A 21407-nucleotide genomic window follows, 5' to 3' on the forward strand; every position below is an offset into this window, starting at 1 on the left:
TCACCGTCCCGAGACCTGGATCTTGCCGGTCGACGTCATCTCGGTGCGCACGCGGAACACCCCGCGCTGGGCCCCGCTGGCCAGCCGCGCCGACACCTCGAACGCGATCATCAGCGTGTCGCCGCTCGGGACCGGGTGGACCGAGACGTTGCGCAGGCGCGGCTCGTACTTGAGGATCGTCGCGCGGATGCTCTGCTGCAGCACCTGCGTCGCCTCGGGGAAGTTGTGCACGACGTCGGCGAAGTCGACGATGCCGAAGTCGGACGCCGACAGCGACTCCCCGGCGCGCGTGTTGAGCAGCTCCTGCAGGTGCGTCACGATCGACTCGAGCTCGCCGATCCGCTGCCCACCTGTCGACAGCCGCGCCAGCAACCCCCGGCGCGGCGCTCTCGGGCCCGACCCCTGGCTCGTGGAATTCATCGGCCTGCTCGATCCCCCCGTGCGCGCGACGCCGCGCCTCCCGGCCCGGCGGACTGCGACGATAGCAGGCAGGCGGGGCCGCGGACCAGACGGCTCCCGCCTCGCCGCCCCGCGCGAGCGCGCGCATGCGAGCACGCGCGGCGGACGCCCGCCCACATCACATGACCGTTCAGACAGGTCTAAAAAGACATCCACCGGTCGCGCGTCGAGCTTCGCCGCGTCGCGACTCCGGGTGGAACCCGCGAGAGCGGGCCCGCCCCGATCTGCGTCCGCGCGGCCTCGCGGCGACGACGCGGACGCGGTGGCGCGCCTCGGCCGGGCGCCCTGTGGATCTCCTCGCACACGCGGCCTCGCGCCTCACCGGCCGGCGAGGGCCGCGCTGGTGCGGGGCCACTGCTTCGCCGCCGCGATCTCGACCGGCGTCCGCGGGTCGTAGGTCGCCTTGGCCGACCCGCCGGCTCCCATCGACAGCCTCACGATCTCGGCCGCCTCCGCGTCGCTCGTCCCGTGCTGCACCGCCTCCCACGCCGCCGTCTCGCCGTTCGGGCAGGCTCGGGCGTCACCCCGTGGGCCAGCGCGGTCGCCACGAACTCGCGGCCGCGGCCGGCCAGCGCGCAGCGCCTGCTCTCGAGGACATGTCCACGAAGACGCATCACATGTCTCTCGGGACACCCGCCGAGTTCACCGCCGCGGGCCCAGAGTCGGCGCCCCGTAATAGAACCATACCGCCAGCAGCGAATCGGTGACTGCGCACTGGGCCGACGACGTCGGCACGAACGGCACGATCGGCTGGCCCCACAGGTGATGCGCGACGTCCCAGCCGACGTGCATCAGCCAGGCCGCGGCGATCCAGCGGTACGACGCCAGGCCGCGGAACGCCGCGTAGGAGGCGGCCGCAGCGAACGCGAATTCCCACCCGCCGAGGCCGCCGCCGAGGTAGGCCGAGCCGGCTCCGGCGACGAAGATCGCCATGAACTGGTGGCGCGTCGGCTCGCGCAGGCGCGAGACCAGCAGCACGAACACGAAGGCGACCGCGACCGCGAGGGCCGCGTCCTGGACTGTGAACGCGTGGGGCATCGCCGGCCAGCGTGCCGCCGCGGCCGGGCGCCGACCAGCGGCGAGGACGCCAACGATCGCCCGGTTTCGGCCAGCCTCGCGCGGGTTGACGGCCGGCGGCGAACCTCTACTCTCGGCTCTGGTGGACCCGGCCTCCGATCGCGAGCTCGTCGACGCCTGGCGGCAGGGCGACCGCGCGGCCGGCCACGCGCTGTTCGACCGCTACTACGAGCCGGTCGCCCGCTTCTTCTTCAACAAGGTCGACGGCGACGGCGCCCGCGACCTGATCCAGCGGACCTTCCTCGGCTGCGTCGAGGGCCTGGCGAACTTCCGCGGCGACGGCGAGTTCCGCAGCTGGCTGTTCGGCATCGCCTACCGCCAGCTGTGCCGCCACTACCGCGGCCGCGTCGGCGAGCGCGCCGTCGTCGACTTCGAGCAGCTCTCGGTCGCCGACTGCCAGCCCTCGCCGAGCCAGCACGCCGCCTCGGGCCAGGAGCTGCGGCTCTTGCTGGCCGCGCTGCAGCGCCTGCCGCTCGACTACCAGGTCGTGCTCGAGCTGCACTACTGGGAGAGCATGACCACCGACGAGATCGCCGCGGCGCTGGGCTTGCCGCCGGGCACGGCGCGCTCGCGGGTGCGACGCGGCCGGCAGCTGCTCGAGGAGAGCCTCGCCGCCGCCGCGCGCTCGCCGAATCTCGTCGAGAGCACCCTCGCCGGGCTCGAGCGGTGGATCGCCGCCGTCCGCGTCCACGTGCGCGGGGCCGAACGATGATCGCGAGCGCGAGCGCGCCCGGGCCGGCGACGAAAAAAAATCGCCGCGACCTTAAGCAAGCCGACCTGCTCGCGGAACCACCGCGCCGGAGACCGACATGGCCCTGGCAGCGACTTCCCAGCACAACATCCTCCTCGAGATGGCGGACGTGACCGCCCACGACCCGCGCGACCTGTCCGGCGCGCCCGACTCGACGCTCGCGCCTTGCCTGCCGCGGCCCAGGCTCGCGCAAGACCTCGAGCACCGCGTCCACAAGGCCGCCCTCGCCGCCGAGCTGTTCGACAGGCCCGCCGAGGTGGTGCGCGTCGGTCCCTACCAGATCTGCCGCCGCCTCGGGCAGGGCAGCATGGGCACGGTCTACCTCGCCGACGACGATCGCCTCGCCCGCCAGGTCGCGCTCAAGCTGCTGCACGAGGAGCAGTCCGGGCCGCGGCTGCAGCGCGAGGCGCTCGCCCTGGCCCGTCTGTCGCACCCCAACGTCGTCCAGGTGTTCGAGGTCGGGGTCGCCGACGGTCGCGCCTTCGTGGCGATGGAGTACGTCCCCGGGCAGACCCTGTACGCCTGGCTGCGCGCTTGCCCGCGGCCGTGGCGGGAGGTGCTCGCGGTGCTGCTGGACGCCGGTCGCGGCCTCGCAGCGGTCCACGCCGCGGGTTTGGTCCACCGCGACTTCAAGCCCAGCAACGTCGTCCTCGGCGACGACGGGCGCGCGCGCGTGTTCGACTTCGGCCTGGCCCGCTCGCTCGGCGACGCCGACGACCCCCACGCGAGCGGCTCGCCGGGCGCCGAGCCGCTGACCGCCCTGACCCGCACCGGCGTGCTCGTCGGCACGCCGGCGTACATGGCCCTCGAGCAGTTCCACGATCACGTCCACGACGCGCGCAGCGATCAGTTCAGCTTCTGCGTCACCCTGTTCGAGGCGCTGTACGGCGTGCGCCCCTACGACGGCCCGACCGTCGCCGATCTCTATCGCGCGCTGGAACGCGGCTGCCTCGTCGACCCGCCCGCCGGCTCGCAGGTGCCCGCGTGGCTGCACGCCGCCGTGGTCCGCGGCCTCGCCCGCGACCCCGCTGCGCGCTGGCCGTCGATGACCGCCCTGCTCGCCGAGCTCGGGCGCGACCGCGACCGCGACCGCGTCCGTCGCCGGTGGTTCGCCGGCGCCGCGCTCGGCCTCGGCGCCCTGGCCCTCGGCCTCGTCGTTCCGCTCGCCCACGAGCACCGCCACCAGCGCGCCTGCGAAGCGGCGGCCGACGCCGAGCTCGCCGAGGTGTGGCGCCCCGAGGCGCGCATGGCCGTCCTGCGCGCCCGGGGCATCACCGCCGCGCGGCCGATCGGCCCCGAGCTCGAGGGCATCGATCACGAGCTCGAAGGCGAGGCCGAGCACTGGCGAGACCGCCGCGTCGAGGCCTGCGTGCGCCCGCCGGCCCGCGTCGCCGACGCGACCTGGTTGCAAAGACAGATGCAGCGCTGCTTCGACGCCACCCGCCGCGACCTCGCCACCAACCTCGAGGTCGCCGGCGAATCGACGACCCGGACCGAGCACCGCTTCTTCTTCTTGCCGCGCCCCGCTCGCTGCCTCGACCCCGACCACCTCGTCGCCACCACCTGGTCCGACGACCCCGAGGTGCAGCGCCACGAGCAGCTCGTCCGCGCCCAGCTCCTCCGCGGCGTGCTGGCCGAGCGCACCGGCGACCACGCCGGCGCCGAGCGCCAGTTCACCGCGGCGGTCGCCGCCGCTACCGCGAGCGAGACCTCGCTCGCCCTCGCCGGCCGCGAGGCCGTGGCGCGGGTGAAGTTCACCGTCGGCGACCGGCGCGGCGCCTGGGCGGCCCTTGAGGCTGCGTTCGCCGCCGTCACCGCCGCGCGGGCCGAGCTGCCGAGCTTCGAACTCGACGCCCTCGACATGCAGCTCCTCCTCGGCGCCGCCACCGGGACCTCGCGCCTCGACCACGTCGCGCTGTTCGAGGGCCGCGAAGCCACGCCCGGGCTGACCCTCGCCCAGCGCCTGCATCGGATCACGATGCCCTCCGCGGACGGGCCCTCGTGGCGCTCGAAGATCGTCGGCGTCACCTCCGGCTTCACCCGTGAGTTGCTCGTGCCGCTCACCGTCGCCGCGCAGGCCTTCGCCGAGCTCGGCGAGTTCGAGCTCGCCGAGGACGCCGCCCGCCACGGCCTGGCGACCCTCGCCGTCCACCCCGGACGCCCCGCCCTCGGCCTCGACCTCGCGCTCACCCTGGCCCGCGCCTACCTCGGCCTCGGCCTGTTCGATCGCGCCGAGGAGGCCCTGACCGCCGCCCGCGCCACGCTGCGGCGCACCGTCGATCCGGCCGCCTCCGCCCGCCGCGGCTGGTTGCAGCTCACCCTCGTCGAGGTCCGCTTGGCCCGCGGCGACCGCGACGTCGCGGCGCGCGATCTTGATGTCCTCGAGGACATGTCTCAAAGCGCATCCGAGCTCGACGACCGCTTCGCCCCGGCGCTCGCGCGGGTCCGCGGCCGCCTGCTGGCGCTGCAGGGCGATCGGGTCGGCGCCGCCCGCGAGCTCGCGCGCGCCCGCGAGGGCCTGGCCGCCAGCCACGGCCTCGCCCGCCTGCGCCTGGTCGACGTCCACCTCGACGAGGCCCGCCTCGCGCTCGCCGACGATCGCCCGCGCGCCGCCGAGGCCAGCCTGCGCGAGGCCCTGCGCGAGCACGAGGCTCTGGTGGGACCCGATCACGTGTCGCGGCTGCCGATCGTCGCGCTGCTCGGCCTCACCCACCACGCGCTCGGCGACCTCGCGGCCGCCCAGGACGACCTCGCCCGCGCTCGCGCGCTCGTCGACGCCCGCCTCGCCGCCACGCGGGCCCACGACGCCCTGCCCGATCCGCTGCCTCGCGCCCTCGCCCGCCTCGAGCGCGCGCCCGATCACGCCTGGGCCTTCCGCCCCGCCTCGCGCGAATCACAGTCCCGCGATCCGGAGCTCCGCCGGCTCGCCGCCCTGCTCGCAGCCCCGTCGAATGCGACACCGATGATTCCCATCCATCGATGAGACCCGCGGCTCCGCCGAACACGATTGCAATGCAGCGAATGAGCGCTTACCAGGTCCCCTGAATCATGGCGGGCCCGCCCGAGCCTCGTGCGGGTATCTTTCATCCACAGGCGACGAGCCGCCCCCGAAGTCCTCGCAGCTCCCCGAGGACGTCCGCGAGCGACCGAAGAGGCCCGCTTCGGCCGCTCGCGCCCGGGCGTCTGCAGGTACACTGGCCCCCGCATGGCCCGCAAGCGCGCTCCTGCCCACTCCTTCCGCGCCCGCTTCGACGCGATGGTCGCGGCCCTCCGCAAGCACCCGAAGATCGAGGTCTACGAGGTCGTCGTCCGCCCGCCGGCGAGCGCCGCCGACCTCGCGGCCGCCGAGGCTGCGATCGGCATGCCCCTGCCGCCGGAGATCCGCGCTTTCTACGAGGCCCACGACGGCGTCTTCCTCGAGTGGGGCCTCAAGGGCGAGGAGTACGAGCGCACCGCCGCCTTCGACGGCCCCGACGACAATCATCCGCCCGGCTGCATCAACCTCCTGCCGGTCCGCCGCGCCATGTCGCCGTCGTGGGAGGAGGACTCGCACGTCAACGAGATCCAGCCCGACCACCAGGAGCTGCTGTTCGGCGCGCCGCTCGACCCCCAGCCGGAGGTCCGCGCCGTGTGCGTCGACAACTACGCCCGCTACCACCACGGCGACCTCGTCCTCGGGCCGACGCCCGTGATGGTCGTCTCGACCGATTACGGCGCCGACATGGACTCGTCCGATTTCGTGTCGTTCCCGGTCTACCTCGACCTGACTCTCGCCCTGTTCGGCGTCGACCGCTACGAGCACGGCGTTGGCATCGGCTGGAGCCGCAAGCCGAAGCGCGTCGAGGCGTGGACGAAGCAATTCGAGCTCGACGCCCTGCTCGCCAAGCTCGACGACGACGGCTACAGCGACGACGAGGATGACGAAGAGAGCGAAGAGCAGGACGACGAGTGACAGCAGCGAGGGCGAATCACCGCCCCACGGGGTATCTGTCTCTCCGGACATCTACAGCCATTGCCGCGCTCGCGCCGCTGCGAGCGCGTGATACCCCGGCGCTCAGGCCGCGCGTCGGCGCCGGCGCCCGAACAGCCCCCTGACGAGGGTGCCGTAACCGCGGGTCGCCAGTCCGGCCAGGCGGCGCAGCCCGGAGCTCGAGCTGTCGTCGGGCTCGTCGTCCGGCGGGTCGGTCTCGTTGGCGGCGGCCAGGATCTTCAACACGGTCGGCTCGTCCACCGCCGCAGCCCCCGCGTCCTCCGGCAACAGCTCCGAGAACGGCCCGGACTCCTCGCGCTGCACCCATTCGTCGAACTCGTCGTCCTCCTCGAGGTCGTCCTCGCGGATGAACGAATCATCGAACGCGCCCTCGAGCGGGACCTCGCGGATCTCCCCCAGCTCCTCGAAATCAAGCACCTCCTCCGGCTCCGGCTCGCTCACGTTCTCGACCCACACCGCCTCGTACACCCGCATGTTCGAGCTGCGGACCGTGAACTGCTGCGTTTGCCGCCTGCCGCGCGCGTCCGCCAGCGACACCGTGATCTCGACCTGGTCGAACAGGTCGCCGAAGTCGAACAGCGCGGCGAACTCCTCGGCCGCCTCCCGCGCGCTGTCGCACAGCAGGTACTTCTCGATCGGCCACTTCGCGGCCGAGACCCGATAGTATCGCGCACGGTTGTCGTCTGACTGAGTCATGGTGTCCCCTTCCGGTGTCGAGTCGTACGGACGGCCCGCGATCGAGCGCGTCATTCGCCGCCGATCGCGCATTGCCTGCACGCCTCGCGCGATCGAGACATCGATCGAATCATCGCAACGCGACGGCCCGTCTCGCCCGCCGCACTTTGACACATTTCAATTTGTCGCTCCGACTTGTCAAGTCATTCTTTGCACCGGTGGCAAAAACCGGCGGTCCCGGCGCCGACTTCGCATTCGCGCGCCGACCGCCGACTCATAGGACCGCCTCTCTCGTTTTCTTTTAATAAGAGAAAACATCGTCCCTGCGGCCCAGCGTGTCGGTCGGGGTGCGCGCGCGACCGCGATGATACGAGGACAGAGATCGATCACTCACAGAACAGCGGTCACGCGTCCGGACAATCCGCGTGACTGCGTGAAATCGTCACTCCCGCCGCTGCAACGGGTTTCACCCCGTGGCACGATCGAGGGGCGCTCCGCTCGCGCTCACGGCGGGCCAGGCTCGCCCCGCGGGCCCGCGCTCGGCCGCTCTCGGTTCGCGTGCTCGGGGTCCCGGCGGCAACGTCGCGGCTGTCATTCGCCGCGGCTCACGGCTACCGGCAGCACGCTCTCGCCCGATGGATCGGCCCCGAGGTGCGCGCTGCCCCAACACACGATCGACCCGGCCCGTAGCGCCGCGCACGCGCGCCAGCTCCCGACCATTCTTTCGGCCACTCGAACCCGAGGCGCTGATTGAACACACCCGAGTTCCCCCAGCAATGCACCGTCCCTGCTTCGACGACCGCGCAGCTGTGATACGGCCCCGCACAGACGTCGCGCGCTCGACCGGGCAGCTGCACAGGCGCCGGGGCCTCGGGCCACGCGTGGTAGCGGCCGTCGTGGGACGCGAAGTACCGCGGGAGGCCCCACCACGACACCTCTCCCGTCGTCGTCAGGGCCACGTGATCGTAATCCGCGACACCGGCCGCCACGATCTCGTGATTGCGGTACAGCGCCACGCGCGAATCGCCGTCTTCTTTTCGTGGGAAGGAGCGACCCCAACACAACAACCCGGGCCCGGTGCCGCGCACACACGTGTCGTGTCCTCCGACGAACACGGCGGTCACCTCCCCGAGCCCGTCCACGCGTGCGAACGGCAACCCGACCTGCGGGTCTTCACGGCCCAATTGGCCGTCCTTGTTCGATCCGCCGCACGATACAGTGTGATCCTCGTGAAGCACGCAGAGGTGCTCCTGCCCGAGCGCGATCGCCGTCGCCCCACCCAGGCCGGCGATCCGTCCCGGCACCTCCCCGAAATGCTCGCCCCAACACGCGACCTCGCCGTCGTCGAGCAGCGCGCAGATGTCGTCGGCGTCCCCGACCAGCTGAACCACGCGCGCGTCGCCGATGCCGCGCGCCGGCGCCGCCGGCTCGGCGGCACGCTGCTCGTTCTGGCGCTCTCGCATCGGCTCGACGCGCTCGATGGCACAGCCGGCCGCCAACACAATTAGCACGAGGCGAGAGGTGGCCGGCATGCCGGAGCTAGGTCGGGTCTTTTTCGAACGTCGTCACGCCCGGCGGCAGCTGCACCCACGAGTGCCGGCGGCAGTCGTAGACCGAATCCTCGGGCGCGGGGAAGCTCGGGTCGGCGAACGCACCGACCGCGACGAGCACCGTCGATTGTTCATGCCCCTCTTCAGTGTGGAACACGGTCGTCCCGCACACCGGGCAGAAGCGGAAGGTGAAGCGCCCGCCCTGGTCGCCGACGTGGACGTACTCCGTCGCGGTGCCGGAGACCTCGTACGGCGCGGCGAAGGCGGCCAGCGCAGCGAAGACGCTGCCGGTCCGGCGCTGACAGGCCAGACAGTGGCACACCCCGACCCCGAGGGGTTCGCCCTGCACTTCGATGCGCAACTGACCGCAAGAGCAAGAAGCTGTTCGAGAACGCATTGTTTTGTTTTTTAAAAGAGAATCGTGGCGGTGGAGTCTCGGCCCGCCTCACGCGACGACGGGCGCCCGAGCGTAGCCCGGGCAGCCCGTCGGTGGCAACGACGCGTCCGCACGACGCTGTGCGTGGCGCCCGGCGGCAACTCCCTCCGGTGCCTGGGCGCGGTCGCTGCCGAAACAAAAAAAACGCTTCGCTGACTCGAACCCGTGATCGCGGTGCGGATCGACCCACCGAGCGTCACGGCGAACGGCGCTCGTCCCTGAGGCGCCGTCATCGAGACGGCCGCTCGCCCCGGATACCGGGACGAGCGCGCCGTCCGTCGCGGCCCGGCCATCAGCGCCTATCGCCGCCGCGGCCGCCCTGGCCGCCCTGGCCGCCCTGGCCGCCCTGGCCGCCCTGGCCCTGATTCTGCGAACGCGACCGCCGATTGTTGTCGTCGTCGTCGTCACGCTCGCTGCGGGTGCCCTCGTCGCGGCGCTGGTTCTGCCCGCCGCCGTGCGACGCCTGGCCGCCCTTGGCCCCGATCTCGGCCATGTGCTCGCGGTCCTGGCTCACCGCCTCGCCGCCCTTACGACCGGCCTCGCGCGCCTCCTCGGGCGTGAACTCGTGCGCGGTGCCCTTCTCGTGGGCCGCGCGACCGCCCATGCTGGCGATCTCGCGCTGCTTGTCCTCGTCCATCCCGGCGAAGCCTCGGCCCTCCCCGCGGTTCTGGTCGCGGTCCTGATTGCGGCTCTGGCTGCGGTCCTGGTCGCGGTTCTGATTCTTGCTGTCGCTGTTGTTTGCCATGACTAATACTCGCTTTCCGTGCTTGGCGTTGGTTCGCGGCGGGCCGTCGATGGCTCGCCGCGTCGTCCCCGGGCGGTCGGCGCGATTCATGGCAGCGGCGTCTCATTCACCGTACTGCATTTCGTCGCCGCGACCGACGTTCGGTGGACTCGCGGGCATCGTGAGCGGAAACGCGAGGCCGGCAAGTCCGACGAGTCGCGATCCGCGAAAGTATCGACCGCTTTTCGCATCCGCGGCCGCCGACGGGGACGCGCCTCGGCAGAGGCCGCCCCGCTCGCCACTCGCACCCACTTCATGTCGACACTCCGGCCCCTCAGCGCAAAAACCGCCGCCCTCGCCAGCGCCGACCATCGTTGCAAACGCAAGTATTTTCCCTTGCGGCCGGCAGCGTCACATTTCTTCGCCACGCATCGAAGACCGCCGCGCGCAGCGCGACGGCCCGACTGCATCGATTTCCTTGCTCACATCAAAGCCGAGCCGCGCCCCATCGCCCGTTCGCCGCGGGCGCCGCTCCGGCGCCGACCGGCCGCGAGGAAATCCCCTCGGCGTGGGCCTCTCACGGCCCGCCGTTGGCGGTCCAGCCGGCGAGGATGCCGTGGTCCTCGAGCGTGGTCGAGCGATACACGGACACGTGCGTCCACGTGTCGTGGCCGCTGCCCTGATACGGCTTGCCGTCGGTGCTCCACCCGGACGAGTCCGACCAGTAGCGGACATTGACGCCGTCGTACGAACCGATCACCTCGGCGATCCCCTTGATCTCGTCGCTGGCGATCCCGGCGATCAGCCACTTGAGCCAGTCGCGCGAGGCCGGCCAGTCCATGCCGATGTCGATCGCCGCCGCGTGCCACTCGCACACCGGCTCGTTGGCCGCGCCCTCCAGCGAATAATCGTCGGCCGGCAGATTGGCGGCCGGCACGTGGAAGCCGTAGGTGTGATTGGCGTCGCCGCAGATGCCGAGGAACGACCCGCCGATCGTCGCCAGCCGCTGCTTCTCGATCAGCAGCGCCGGCGGGGCGGTGCACGGCGGCTCGCAGGCGGCGTCGACGTCGTAGCCGCACACCCCGGCGATGCACAGCAGCGCGCCGCAGCAGTCCTCGCCGTTCGGCGTGTTGCAGCCGATCCCCTCGTTGCCGCAGCACACCTGCCCGAGGCTCGTCGTCCCGCACTCGAGGCCCTCGCAGCACTCGCCGCCCTCGGTGCACGGCGTGGTCGCCGGCAGGCACATCGGCGCGCCCGAGCTCGAGCTGTCGACGTCCATCGTCGTCGTCAAGTCGCCGCCGCCGCTGCTGCTGGTCGGGCCGGTCGTGGTCGTCAGCGCGCCGCCGCTGCTGCTCGAGCTGTCACCGGAGCTCGACTCGTCGGCGTCGGTCTGCCCCGAGCCGGGCCCCGTCGGGCCGACGCCGGTGGGGCCGGCCATCGTGTCGGTCAGCGGATTGCCGGTATCCGCACAGGCGCTCGCCAGGACCGTGGCAAACAGGAACCTCTTCATGAGTCACCTCCTCGCGCAGGAGAGCACGAACGCCGCGCTCTGGACAGCGGAAATCACCGGCTGGGTGCGCGAGCCCTCGAGCAGGTGCCTCGCCGCGACACGCCGACGAGCGGCGGGCAGGCCAATCGGCGGCGCGCAGGCGCTGCAGCATCGGCGAAGCTTCCGAGGCCGGTGCCGACGGGCGCGACGAACGACTCCTGCTCGCCGAGCGCGGCGGCGTCCTGAATCACACCTGAAGCGACGGAGACGGGCGCGCGGGAAACTCGAACGCTTCGTGCAGCGCGCAGACAGCCCGTCTCGCGTCGCTCCCGCGCAGCAGGCAACTGATGCGCAGCTCGTGCATCACGAAGTCCAGCACGGTGATGTCCTGCTGCGCGAGGCTCCTGCAGAGGCGCGCGGCGATCCCTGGATCCGAGTGAATACCGATGCCCACCAGCGACACCTTGGCGAGACCGCTCGAGATCCGGAGCATGCCCGCGCCGAGGCTCGAGACGAGCTGCTCCAGACAATGCCGGCTTCGGGGCAGCTCCTCCTCCGGGAGCGCGAAGGAGATGTCCGCGAGCGCGTCCTCCGGCGCCCTCCTCGTGTGGCGGAACATGTCCACGCAGACGTTCCGCTCGGCGAGCAGGTGGGTCAGTTGCACGACGAACTCGGGGTCGTGCTTCAAGCCGACGAGCTCGACCCTCGCCTGACACGGCGCACACGCCAGCCCCGTGAGCGCCCGGGCCTCGATCACCTGCTGCCGGTCGACGATCCGCGTGCCCTCCACGTCGGTGAACGAGCTCCGCACGTGCACGGGAACTTTGTGTTTCATGGCCACCTCCACGCTTCGCACCTGAAGGACCTTGGCGCCGAGCGACGCGAGCTCCAGCATGTCCTCGTAGGACACTGCCGAGAGCTTTTGACCGTCGGGGCAGACCCGTGGATCCGCCGTGTAGACGCCGTCGATGTCGGTATAAATCTCGCAGACATCCGCGTCGAGAGCCGCGGCGATGGCGACCGCCGTGGTGTCCGAGCCGCCGCGTCCCAGCGTGGTGATGTTCCGAGCCTCGTCCACGCCCTGGAACCCCGCGACGACCGCGATCCGTCCGCGGGCGAGCGCGTCGAGGATCGGGCCGCGTTCGACGCGTTGGATGCGGGCCCGCGTGAACGTGCTGTCGGTGAGCAGGGGGAGCTGGTGCGCGACGAACGAGCAAGCCTCGCCGCCCTCGGCCTGAATGGCCAGCGCCGTGAGCGCGACCGTCACCTGCTCGCCCGTGGCGACGACCACATCTTGCTCGCGGCCGTCGGGGAGCGGGAGGATCGCCTGCGCGAGCGCCACCAGGCGATCTGTCTCGCCGCTCATCGCGCTGACCACCACCACGACGTCGTGCCCCGTGCGCCGGCTCGCCAGGGCGATCCGCGCGACATTGCGGATCCGCTCGACGGTGGCCACCGACGTGCCGCCGAACTTCTTGACGATCAGGGGGCGCGCCGCGACGGCGGGCGCGTCCCCGTCTGGTGGAGCAACCTTCATCAGCCGAACCTCGGCATCTCGGGGGCCCGCGTGTCGATCGGGGAGGGCTTGTGGTGCGCGGCCCGCTCGCCCTTCCCCCCCCACACCACCTCTTGCAGCCGCGTGAGCGTGTCCGTCGCGGCGGCCCGCTGGAACACATTGCGCCCGACGCAGAGCCCGGCGGCGCCGTACGCGACGACCTGCGTCGCCAGCTCGAGGAGCTGCCCCTCCGAGCAGACCTCGCCGCCCGCGAAGAAGATGCTCGTGTGCTCGCGGATCCCGTCGAGCAGCGACGGGAGTTGCGCGATGTCCGTGGGCGCGGCCAGCTTGAGCGCGTCGGTCCCGAGCTCGACGCAGGCCCGCATCAGGTGACGGAGCCGCCGCGCGCGCGCGCCCTCTCCGTCGCAAGGCACCTTGTCGTAGAGCATGGTCAAGACGGGCAGTCCGAGGCGCTGCGCCTCGTCGACCACCGCGCCTAGCTGGGTGAGGTTGTGTGCGTCGTTCTTGCCATCGAAGTTGATCTGGAGCGAGACGGCGTCGGCGCCGAGGCGCAAAGCTGTCTCGATCGAGGTCAGCCTCTCCTTGCGATCCGGCTCCGGAGCCAGGGACGTCATGCCATTGAGTTGGACCATCACGCCCACGCGCCGCAGGAGGTTGCGGCTCCCGAGCCGCTCCACCATCCCCTTGTGGGCGACGATGCCGGTGATCCCGGGATGGCCGATCCAGCGCGCGATCCGGGTCATGCTGTCGAGCCCGTCGATCGGGCCGATCGTGAGCCCGTGATCGATAGGCACGATGATGCCGCGCCCCGAGCGTGGCTCGAGGAAGCGCGACCAACGAATTTTTTTGGCGACTCCATCCATGACTGACCCCCTCACACCTCGGTGATGTGCTCGTCGACCTTGATCCCCACATGGCGCCCGGGCGCCGCGAGGTGGCCGAGGATCTTGTCGCCCGGCACGAGCTGGGTGATGTTGAGCGGACGTGCATCGTCCGAGAAGATGCGGACGTGCCAGTCGTCCTGCATGATCACGTTGACGCGCTCGCCCGACGCGAACTCGGCCTCGATGAGGCGCAGGGGCCGGATCTCGATCTTCATCCGGCCGACGGTGGCGCGCCGCGTCGCGCCGCTGCGATCGACGAGCATCACGGGAGAGCCCGCGCGCAGCTCGCTCATGTAGTCCGTGCGGTCACCGAAGTTGTAGACGTAGCTGTGCACGGCGCCGGCGTTCACGCGGAAGGGCCGCAGCTCCATGTACGGCAGGAAGAAGACCTCGGGACAGCAGAGGATCGCGCCCTGCGAGGTCGACCCGACGAGGATGCCCTCGGTGGGCGTGAAGAGCGTGGTCGTGTCGATGCAGCTCCGTGTGCCCATGCCGATCGACGCCGTGCGTACGATGGACGCGACCTCGAGCTTCACGACCGAGCGGTCGAGCCGCCCGAGGCGGTCGACGAATTCGCCGAGCACCGCGTGCGAGCGCGGCGAGAACATGACGCCGTCGGCGCCGACCTCCATGACGCCGAGGGTGACGATGGCGTCGTCCACGTCGGTCGGGGAGTCGATCTCCTTGATCAGCACGGTCTGCGTCGCCTGCAGAGTGGCGATCACCAGCTCGAGCGGGATGTTGGTGGGGTCCCGGAAGCGGACCATCAGGTAGTCGTGGCGGTGGCCCTCCCGGACAGTGCCGCGCAGGCTCGCCCCATCATCGACGTAGGCGCGATAGCAGGTCGAATGGCCCATCTCCCTGGCCCTCTCGAGCAGGTCGAGGGCCGGGCTGGCCACCACGACGTCCTTGCCGCAGTGCGGCAGGGACGCGAGCCGCGCGAGGTCCTCCACGGCGTCGGCGTGGTAGATCTTGAGCATGCGCGCCGGGATGGCGGGCGCGAGCGCGCTCAAGTTGCTCGGATAGAGGACGACGCCGGTGTAGGCGAGGCCGAAGAGCCGCTCGAGCATGCCGTCTCGATCGGCCGGGCTAGAGATCTCGGCGGTGTCGAACCAGACGACGAGCGCGTCGGGTGCCTCGACCCGGTTGCGCTCGCCCTCGATACGATCGAGTCGGATCCGCTGGCGCTTCTCCATGTCGACGGGCTCGGCGCCGGCCGAGGTGTTCATCGGGGACGTGTTCATGTTCGATCTCCTTTCCACTCGTGCTCACGCCGTCACATAGACGGGCTTGCTCATCATTCCGAACGAGACTGGTTCTCTCCGATCATAGAGCGCCCCCTTGGGGGCCAGCTCGACCTGCACCGCCGCGCCGTGGTCCCGCGTCAGCGCCGCGAGGAGAGCGGGCTCGACGTGATCCTCGTCTCGCTCCCGCTCCACCACGAAGCGCAGCCCGTCCGGCAACGGTGACACGGTCCAGAAGCGCCGGCTCGGCAGCCTGGAGACGATCGCGTCGAGCTCCCAGAGGTCGAAGACTCTCCCCTGGATCGACAGGACATCCTCCGCGCGGCCGCGGACTTCGAGCACATCTCCTCGGCCGCAGGGGCACGGCGCTTCGCTGCGCCGCACCCGATCGCCGGTGAGATAGCGGATCATCGGCACGGCCCTCGGGGTGAGGGAAGTGACGACCAGATGACCGATCTCGCCGGCCGCGACCTCGCGTTCCAGGCGATCGTCGAGGACCTCCATGACGACCTGATCCAGCCAGGGATGCAGCCTGCGCTCGGCGCAGTCCATCGCCAGCGGCCCGGTCTCGGTCATCCCGTAATTGTCGTAGACCGGGACGCCGAAGAGGCTCCCCACGAGCTCGCGGCGGTGGGGTGACAGCGGCTCGCCCGCGCAGCAGATCGCGCGGAGACGCGGGAAGTCTCGCCGGGGGTCGAGGCCGGCCATCTCGGCGGCCTCGGCGATCATCACCGCCGTCAGCGAGATGGTGGCGAGGACCGTCACCTCGAGCTTTCGCATCAACTCGAGCACGCGCGACAGCGGGGTAATGGTGGTCCGGCTGTCGGCAGGGATCACGCACGCGCCGCGGTGCTGCGCCGCCGCGTGGATGCAGTGTCCGATGGTGGAGAGCGCGTAGGGGAAGCGGACGAGCACCCGGTCGCCCGCGCTGAGCCCCACACCCCACCGCGCGAGGCCCCCGCGGATCTCCGCGAGGTCGCGGGCGCTGTACCACACGGAGACCGGTTCGCCGGTCGTCGCGGATGATTCGTGATACTGCAGCAGTTCGCGCCCGGGGACGCAGATGAGCCCGTGCGGCGAATGGCGGCGCAGATCCACCCTGGTGGTGAGGGGGAGCGCGGTGAAATCGTTCCACGTCCGCAGCGACGTGCGCGGCAGGCGGGAGCCGTAGAACGCCGAGCCGCGCGCGTGGGCGAGGACGCGGTCGAGCGCCGGGAGGTGCTCCTGGTAATCGGCCATGGCTGTCCACTCCCACGCTCACGCCGTGTCGAGGCGGAGCAGCGCGCGGATGTTGCCGCCGAGGATCTTGTCCCGCTCGTGCTCCGGGAGCGGGAGGAAGAGGATCTTCTTCAGCTCCACGCCTGGATGGGAGAGCGGGTATTCGGAGCCGAAGATCACCTTGCTCGCGCCGACGCGCTTCAGCGTCTCGCGGATGTGGAGGTAGCTCCCGAGCGAGGTGTCCACGAAGAAGTTGTCGAGCTCGGCCGCGCCGCCGGTCGCCTCGCCATCCGCGGGGGGAGCCCCCATGTGCTCGAGGATGAAGTTCGTCCGCGGGTGTCGGCGGGCGAGCGCGACGAAATCGGAGGTGTTCGCCCCTGGCCTCCAGCCGATGTGCGAGACGACGGGGACCTGTCGGTCGCCGCAGAGCGCGGCCAGCTCGTCCATGCACCGGTCACCGAACGAGAACTTGTGGACGATCGGGGACACGACGAGACCCCGGAACGCCGCCGCCAGATGCTCCTCCAGCTCCTCGCAGGCGCGTGGGCTCTCGGGGTTCACCGTCGCTATGCCCCAGAACCGGGAGCGCGAGCGGCAGGCGGCGGCCACGTAGTTGTTCCTCGCTACGGGCTTCGCCTTCCCGTTCCCCGAGACGAAGTTGTTCATCCATCGCACATCGATCATGCCGCCGGGGGAAACCACCGCCCCCTCGATGCCGCTCTCCTTCAGCACCGCGACGTAGTTCTCCAGGGAGCCGTAGCTGGTCTGCGACAGGTGCGCGTGTCCATCGATGATCATCGTCTCTCCCCCTCTCCGACTACGCGTGCACCACCCGCGTCGCCTTGCTGGTGGGGCGAGGCATGTGGTCTTCCAGCTCGAGGTCGAACGACAGGCCGGTCGCCGCTCTCATCTTCGCGACGATCGCCTCGATCAGCGACGAAGAGGGCTGCACGCCCTCGGCGAGCTCGCAGCGGATCTTGACGCGGCCGTCGCCCGAGCGGGGCACGACGAACTCGAACCAGTTCCCGACCTCGGAGATCTGCATCAGCGCATCTTCGAGATGGAGCGGCGAGACCGACCGCCCCTCGGCCCGGACCTGATCGACCGCGCGACCCCGCATGCGGAATCGGGGCAGCATGGTGCCGCACGTGCAGGGCGCTTCCTCCAGCAGCCCGAGGTCCCCGGTCCGGAAGCGAATGAGCGGGCTGTCGTAGCGGAGCAGCGCCGTGACCACGATCTCGCCGATCTCACCCGCGAGCACGGGCGCCCCGGTCACGGGGTCGACGAACTCGACGATCGCGTGCGCCTGCGGCACATGATAGCCGTCGTGCACGTCGCACTCGATCCCGAGCATCCCGCACTCGAGGGAGCCGTAGAAGAAGTTCGCCGTGGTCCCCCACGCGTTCTCGACCCGCTTGCGAAAGGCGGGCGAGCAGCCCTCGCCGGTCAGCCACATCTTCTTCAGGTGCAGGCTCTTCGGGTCGAAGCCCCGCTGCGCGGCCTCCTCGGCGAGGACGATGGCCCAGGAGGGGCTCGTCGCGACCACGTTGGGGCGCAGGTCCTCCATCACGGTGATGGTCTTGGCGGGGGTGGAGTAGGCGCCACCCTTGCCGACCGGGAGAACCGTGGCGTGCTGCCCGTCCATGAAGGTCTTGTGGAAGGCGAGCCCCGCTGCGCTCATTTCGTAGGGGAGCGCGTTGAGGCAGACATCGCCGGGGCCGACGGCGAACAGCTTCGAGTACCGGAGCGCGAGGTCGGGGAGCAAATGGTCGCGCCGCGTGTACATCATATAGATCTCTTTGCCCCCGGTCGTTCCCGTCGAGACCTGGACGAGCGAGATGTCTCGCTTGTCGCACGCGAGGAGCTGCCAGGGCTTGCCGCGGAGCTCGTCCTTCGTCAAAAACGGGAGCTTGCGGAGATCATCGAGGCGCTGCACTTCGCGCGGCCCGACCCCGGCCTGCTCCATCTTCGCGCGGTAGAAAGGGGATTTGTCGTAGGCCCGCCGCACGATCGCCGTGAGCGACTCGGTCTGATAACTCACCATCTCGTCGGCCGACAGGCTGTCCACATCCTTGGATCCGGACAGGTGACGGTGGATGGCGTCGGGGGCCTCGATCGTGGGGAAGTTGTGGGAGAACGACGAGTGCAATGGATTGAGTCCTTTCCATCTTCGCTAGCGCGTCCTGGCGACGCCCAGCCGGCCGCCCTGGCGAGCGGTCGGGCGGGAGCCGCTGGCCGTCGCTCGGGCGGGAATGTTCTGCCACGCCCTCAAAGGCGCGCCACGAACCTTTGCCTCTAGACATTCGTAGGGGGCACTGACTGGCTCCGCAGTCCCCGGCTTCGTCACCACGCTCGCGTGACTCCGTCGCTCGCGCCAGGTCCGGATGGCCACGGACATGTCGCAACCTTCAGGCCGGTGCCTTCCGAAGGCGCCGCGCCGCGCCCGCTCCGCCACGATCGGACGCAGGCGCGACGGCCTCGACAACGAGCGCGCGCATGCGCCCGGCTGCCGCTCCATCGCCTGCTCACGGGCCCGAACGCGAGGTCGAGCGGCCTGCCGCGCTGACGCAGCGTACCTGTGCTTCGAGACATGTTCTTGGAGGCATATCGGCCTGGCGCCGTGCGACGGGACAGCGGGCTCCGGGCCGCCCATTCCGTGACCAGTCGGGCTAGCTCTGGACGGCCAGCGCGCGGATGCTGAGACCCGCGCCGGGCGCCGCGAATGAACAGGTCGCCTCGGCGGTCGGTCACGGACGCCGAGGAGGGTCCCGAGCAGGTCAGGGACCGCGAAAACCGCGGGCGTCGACCAGGCCGGGGTAATCCGGCGCGTCGATCTCGATCAGCTCGGCGGGGATGGCTCGCTCGATGCGCTCGAGCGCCCCGGCCAGGCGATCGGCGTTGAGCGTGGCGAGGGCCGTGTTGTCGCGGACGTCGCCCCACGAAAGGGGCGCGTAGATGTCGGTATTCAGCTGCAGGCGGAGACGGATCGGGTCGTCGGTCGCCGGATCGAGTCGGCCATTCTCGTCGAGATCGATGTCGATCCACAGGAGTGCGCCGTGGTCGATCTCGATGGGCCGCAAGTCGAGCCCCGCGCATACGAGGGTCAACGTGACACAGACCTCCACCACGTCGTCATTCTGGCGGATGAAGTCTCGCGCCTGCTCGAGCATGCCGGGCTCGTCCGCCTCCAAGACGAGGGCGCCCTCCCCCTTCGACCGCGCCGACACCTCGAGCTCGGTGGCCCGCGCGAAGCCACCCAACAAGGCGGGGAGGTCGGCCATGATGTTGGAGATCCAGCGACCCCTCGACTCTCCAGACGCGAGCGAGTCGCCGCCGGGACCGCCGCTCACGGTGGCGCGCGGGCGGTAGATCCAGGACGCCAGCTGGCGACGGGCGCCCGGCGGTGGCTCGCGCACCCCGAGGTCCGCGTCGGTCACGAGCACCTCCGGATGTTCGCCGGCGTCGTCGACGATCGGGTCGTGCATGCGCTCGCCGGCGACGCGGCGACGCACGTCGTCGCTCGCGCGGCCGCGACCGGAGCGGTCACGGAGAGCGTCACGAACGCGTGGACCGAGCGGCGCTCCGACTGGCCCCAATTCGGGGCGACCACCGTGACCCACCTGGAATTCGACCCTGCCGAGCCGCCCGACGACCCCGATCTCGCCGGCGCTCGCTGGGTCGCGCGTCGCGGCGTCGATCTCACGCCCCTGATCACCCTCGACACCGTCGTCGACGCGCCCCCGTGCCTGGTGGGCGATCACCTGTACGCTGCCGGCACGGACGGTCTGCTGCGCGTCGCGCTCGACCGTCCGGTCCCCTCGCTGACGCTCCTCCACCCGGAACCCCGCGTCCCGATCGCCTGCGATCGCCACCGCGACGTCGACGTCGTCTGGCTTCCAAAACATGTCCTCGGGGTCACGGACGACGGCGCGCCGGCCTGGTTCGTCGACCTCGACGGCTGGTCGCTCGCGGGTCATGAGCGCACGAGCGAGGTCCTGCCCGACCGCCCGCTGGTCTTCGTCGGACGCCCCCCGCGCGAGCAGCGGCTGCTCCTGCTCGATCTGCGCGAGCATCGCGTGGTGGGAGCGGTGGACGTCGCGGACTTCGTCGCTCGCGTGCATCACGATCCGCGCCGCTCGTTCGTCGGGCTCGCCGCCCGGCGACCCGGCCAGGCATGGCTCATGTCGACCTTCGACGGCTCCACGGGCGCGCCGGGCGGGGCCGTGTTCGTCGACGCCGCTCCGCCGCTCTCGTTCCACGTCCTCGGGGACACGCTCTGGCTCACCGGCGACGGTCCCGCTGCCGCGCGTCTCGACCCGTCGACCTTGCAGCCCCGCGACGCACAGCCCGCGCTCGGGCTGCGCGACGCGTCCGAGTGGCTCGCTGCGCGCTGGCCCGCCGTGCTCGCTCCGCCCCGCGCGGGGCCTCCAGGCGAGCCGCAAGGCCCGCCACGCCTCGTGCGGCCGCTCCTCGACCGGGACCCCGGGCCCATGCCGCGCTGGGCCCGCGAGCCCCTCGACGCGGCGACCCGGGCGCTGGCGCACGCCGACGCGACGCGACCCGTATGGCTGCTCGCGTGGGACATCCAGGAGAGCAGCGAGGGCGAGCGCTCGCATCACGCCCTCGTCGCGCTCGAGCTCGCGGACGCACGCGGCGGTCCGCGATGGCTAGTGGCCTTGATGCAGCGCCGCTTCGAAGGCGAGCTCGCCGAGCGCTCGCCCGAGAGCGCCGCGCCCTGGGGCGTGCTCGAGACATCTCGCTGGCCCCGACGACTGATCGTCGCCCGTCGCCCGACCGGCGCCGACCTCGAGCGCCTCCTCGTCCGCAGCTCGGTCTGGACCGACGCCAGCTACGCGGGCTCGCGCTTGCTGGTCGACGGCTGGTTCGTCGACGGCAACGTCATCGACTCCGCGTGGCACGAGCTCACGGGCGAGGCTCCGCGCTGGTCGTACCCCGCGCCGCTCGAGCGACCCGAGTGAAGCAGTCGACGGAGCCACCGGCGGCCCCGGGCTCGCAGGGCCGCGCGCCCCGCCCACGACCTCGGCGGCGAGATCGAGCAGCGGTTCCTGGACCGCACCGAGGAGGGCCCATCAATCCGGTGAGATCCGTCGGCGCGTCCCGGAGGTCCCCTGTCCGCGATTCATGGGTGGTCGGCGGCCGCAACCACCCTCACGCGGCGCGCTCTCGCCCGGATTCGACCTGTTCCATTCGACATCTCTTTAAATTAAAGAGACCGTCGCGTGCGATTCGCTGGGGGTGGATCGTCCCCGGCGAATGAATCACCCCGCCGGCAACGGATATCGCGGCGTCGCCGCCGTTCAATCGCCACGAAAAAGAATCACGCCCGCAATTGTTCCTGGCTCGGCGGTCACTAGCCCGGGGAAGACCCAAAG

Annotated in this window: 19 protein-coding genes; 5 read left to right on the forward strand and 14 right to left on the reverse strand. The window is 71.0% G+C overall.

From position 1 onward, the window contains the following. The 3 genes from tssE to OV090_RS41410 all read right to left on the reverse strand — a co-directional run bounded on the left by tssE (window position 1) and on the right by OV090_RS41410 (window position 1497). Window positions 1-420, reverse strand: a complete 420-nt coding sequence (gene tssE / locus OV090_RS41400) for a type VI secretion system baseplate subunit TssE (protein WP_267710398.1) — start codon at window positions 418-420, stop codon at window positions 1-3. A gap of 357 nt (window positions 421-777) precedes the next feature. Beyond that, window positions 778-936, reverse strand: a complete 159-nt coding sequence (locus OV090_RS41405; RefSeq protein ID WP_267710399.1) for a hypothetical protein — start codon at window positions 934-936, stop codon at window positions 778-780. Between the two features lie 165 nt (window positions 937-1101). Next, a complete protein-coding gene (locus tag OV090_RS41410) occupies window positions 1102-1497 on the reverse strand; it encodes a DUF6010 family protein (RefSeq protein WP_267710400.1) in 396 nt (131 codons plus the stop codon). A gap of 121 nt (window positions 1498-1618) precedes the next feature. On the opposite strand from OV090_RS41410, the gene OV090_RS41415 reads away from it, so the two are divergent. From OV090_RS41415 to OV090_RS41425, 3 genes are all read left to right on the forward strand, one after another. Continuing rightward, complete coding sequence (locus OV090_RS41415; protein ID WP_267710401.1) at window positions 1619-2248, forward strand: sigma-70 family RNA polymerase sigma factor; 630 nt, start codon at window positions 1619-1621, stop codon at window positions 2246-2248. A gap of 97 nt (window positions 2249-2345) precedes the next feature. After that, window positions 2346-5270, forward strand: a complete 2925-nt coding sequence (locus OV090_RS41420; RefSeq protein WP_267710402.1) for a protein kinase — start codon at window positions 2346-2348, stop codon at window positions 5268-5270. 222 nt (window positions 5271-5492) lie between these two features. Next, window positions 5493-6239, forward strand: coding sequence for an SMI1/KNR4 family protein (locus OV090_RS41425; RefSeq protein WP_267710403.1), 747 nt, complete (start codon window positions 5493-5495; stop codon window positions 6237-6239). 102 nt (window positions 6240-6341) lie between these two features. Here OV090_RS41425 and OV090_RS41430 read toward each other — a convergent pair whose 3' ends face one another. Next, window positions 6342-6974 (reverse strand): hypothetical protein, encoded by a 633-nt coding sequence (locus OV090_RS41430; protein WP_267710404.1) that lies wholly within the window; start codon window positions 6972-6974, stop codon window positions 6342-6344. A 938-nt stretch (window positions 6975-7912) separates the two neighbouring features. Between OV090_RS41430 and OV090_RS41435 the strand changes: the two genes are divergently transcribed. Further along, window positions 7913-8461 (forward strand): hypothetical protein, encoded by a 549-nt coding sequence (locus OV090_RS41435; RefSeq protein ID WP_267710405.1) that lies wholly within the window; start codon window positions 7913-7915, stop codon window positions 8459-8461. A 31-nt stretch (window positions 8462-8492) separates the two neighbouring features. On the opposite strand, the gene OV090_RS41440 is transcribed toward OV090_RS41435, so the two are convergent. From OV090_RS41440 to OV090_RS41485, 10 genes are all read right to left on the reverse strand, one after another. Further along, window positions 8493-8900, reverse strand: a complete 408-nt coding sequence (locus OV090_RS41440; protein WP_276600426.1) for a GFA family protein — start codon at window positions 8898-8900, stop codon at window positions 8493-8495. A gap of 331 nt (window positions 8901-9231) precedes the next feature. Continuing rightward, the gene (locus OV090_RS41445) at window positions 9232-9684 is read right to left on the reverse strand and encodes a KGG domain-containing protein (protein ID WP_267710407.1); all 453 of its coding nucleotides are present in this window, start codon (window positions 9682-9684) and stop codon (window positions 9232-9234) included. A gap of 556 nt (window positions 9685-10240) precedes the next feature. Next, a complete protein-coding gene (locus tag OV090_RS41450; protein ID WP_267710408.1) occupies window positions 10241-11173 on the reverse strand; it encodes a hypothetical protein in 933 nt (310 codons plus the stop codon). Window positions 11174-11399: 226 nt separating this feature from the next. Then, a complete protein-coding gene (locus tag OV090_RS41455; RefSeq protein WP_267712123.1) occupies window positions 11400-12689 on the reverse strand; it encodes an aspartate kinase in 1290 nt (429 codons plus the stop codon). Further along, the gene (locus OV090_RS41460) at window positions 12689-13531 is read right to left on the reverse strand and encodes an aldolase (RefSeq protein ID WP_267710409.1); all 843 of its coding nucleotides are present in this window, start codon (window positions 13529-13531) and stop codon (window positions 12689-12691) included. Before OV090_RS41460 ends, OV090_RS41455 begins: the two co-directional genes overlap by 1 nt. 11 nt (window positions 13532-13542) lie before the next feature. Then, window positions 13543-14796, reverse strand: coding sequence for a 3-dehydroquinate synthase II (locus OV090_RS41465; RefSeq protein WP_267710410.1), 1254 nt, complete (start codon window positions 14794-14796; stop codon window positions 13543-13545). Between the two features lie 24 nt (window positions 14797-14820). Continuing rightward, window positions 14821-16035: an AMP-binding protein gene (locus OV090_RS41470; RefSeq protein ID WP_267710411.1), complete on the reverse strand. Its 1215-nt coding sequence runs from the start codon at window positions 16033-16035 to the stop codon at window positions 14821-14823. 18 nt (window positions 16036-16053) lie between these two features. Further along, on the reverse strand, window positions 16054-16812 hold the full coding sequence (locus OV090_RS41475; protein ID WP_267710412.1) for an amidohydrolase family protein: 759 nt from the start codon (window positions 16810-16812) through the stop codon (window positions 16054-16056). A gap of 19 nt (window positions 16813-16831) precedes the next feature. After that, the gene (locus OV090_RS41480; RefSeq protein ID WP_267710413.1) at window positions 16832-18163 is read right to left on the reverse strand and encodes an AMP-binding protein; all 1332 of its coding nucleotides are present in this window, start codon (window positions 18161-18163) and stop codon (window positions 16832-16834) included. Between the two features lie 628 nt (window positions 18164-18791). Next, window positions 18792-19526: a hypothetical protein gene (locus OV090_RS41485; protein WP_267710414.1), complete on the reverse strand. Its 735-nt coding sequence runs from the start codon at window positions 19524-19526 to the stop codon at window positions 18792-18794. Between OV090_RS41485 and OV090_RS41490 the strand changes: the two genes are divergently transcribed. Beyond that, the gene (locus OV090_RS41490; RefSeq protein WP_267710415.1) at window positions 19494-20993 is read left to right on the forward strand and encodes a hypothetical protein; all 1500 of its coding nucleotides are present in this window, start codon (window positions 19494-19496) and stop codon (window positions 20991-20993) included. The genes OV090_RS41485 and OV090_RS41490 overlap by 33 nt on opposite strands. Window positions 20994-21407: the final 414 nt, after the last annotated feature.

The sequence above is a fragment of the Nannocystis sp. RBIL2 genome (assembly GCF_026626745.1).
Classification (GTDB): domain Bacteria; phylum Myxococcota_A; class Polyangia; order Nannocystales; family Nannocystaceae; genus Nannocystis.

Coding starts and splice junctions, on each gene's coding strand:
- OV090_RS41450 (WP_267710408.1), bottom strand. CDS start 11,173: ATGAAGAGGTTCCTGTTTGCCACGGTCCTGGCGAGCGCCTGTGCGGAT.
- OV090_RS41470 (WP_267710411.1), bottom strand. CDS start 16,035: ATGGCCGATTACCAGGAGCACCTCCCGGCGCTCGACCGCGTCCTCGCC.
- tssE (WP_267710398.1), bottom strand. CDS start 420: ATGAATTCCACGAGCCAGGGGTCGGGCCCGAGAGCGCCGCGCCGGGGG.
- OV090_RS41475 (WP_267710412.1), bottom strand. CDS start 16,812: ATGATCATCGATGGACACGCGCACCTGTCGCAGACCAGCTACGGCTCC.
- OV090_RS41440 (WP_276600426.1), bottom strand. CDS start 8,900: ATGCGTTCTCGAACAGCTTCTTGCTCTTGCGGTCAGTTGCGCATCGAA.
- OV090_RS41430 (WP_267710404.1), bottom strand. CDS start 6,974: ATGACTCAGTCAGACGACAACCGTGCGCGATACTATCGGGTCTCGGCC.
- OV090_RS41455 (WP_267712123.1), bottom strand. CDS start 12,689: ATGAAGGTTGCTCCACCAGACGGGGACGCGCCCGCCGTCGCGGCGCGC.
- OV090_RS41410 (WP_267710400.1), bottom strand. CDS start 1,497: ATGCCCCACGCGTTCACAGTCCAGGACGCGGCCCTCGCGGTCGCGGTC.
- OV090_RS41445 (WP_267710407.1), bottom strand. CDS start 9,684: ATGGCAAACAACAGCGACAGCAAGAATCAGAACCGCGACCAGGACCGC.
- OV090_RS41460 (WP_267710409.1), bottom strand. CDS start 13,531: ATGGATGGAGTCGCCAAAAAAATTCGTTGGTCGCGCTTCCTCGAGCCA.
- OV090_RS41425 (WP_267710403.1), top strand. CDS start 5,493: ATGGCCCGCAAGCGCGCTCCTGCCCACTCCTTCCGCGCCCGCTTCGAC.
- OV090_RS41465 (WP_267710410.1), bottom strand. CDS start 14,796: ATGAACACGTCCCCGATGAACACCTCGGCCGGCGCCGAGCCCGTCGAC.
- OV090_RS41420 (WP_267710402.1), top strand. CDS start 2,346: ATGGCCCTGGCAGCGACTTCCCAGCACAACATCCTCCTCGAGATGGCG.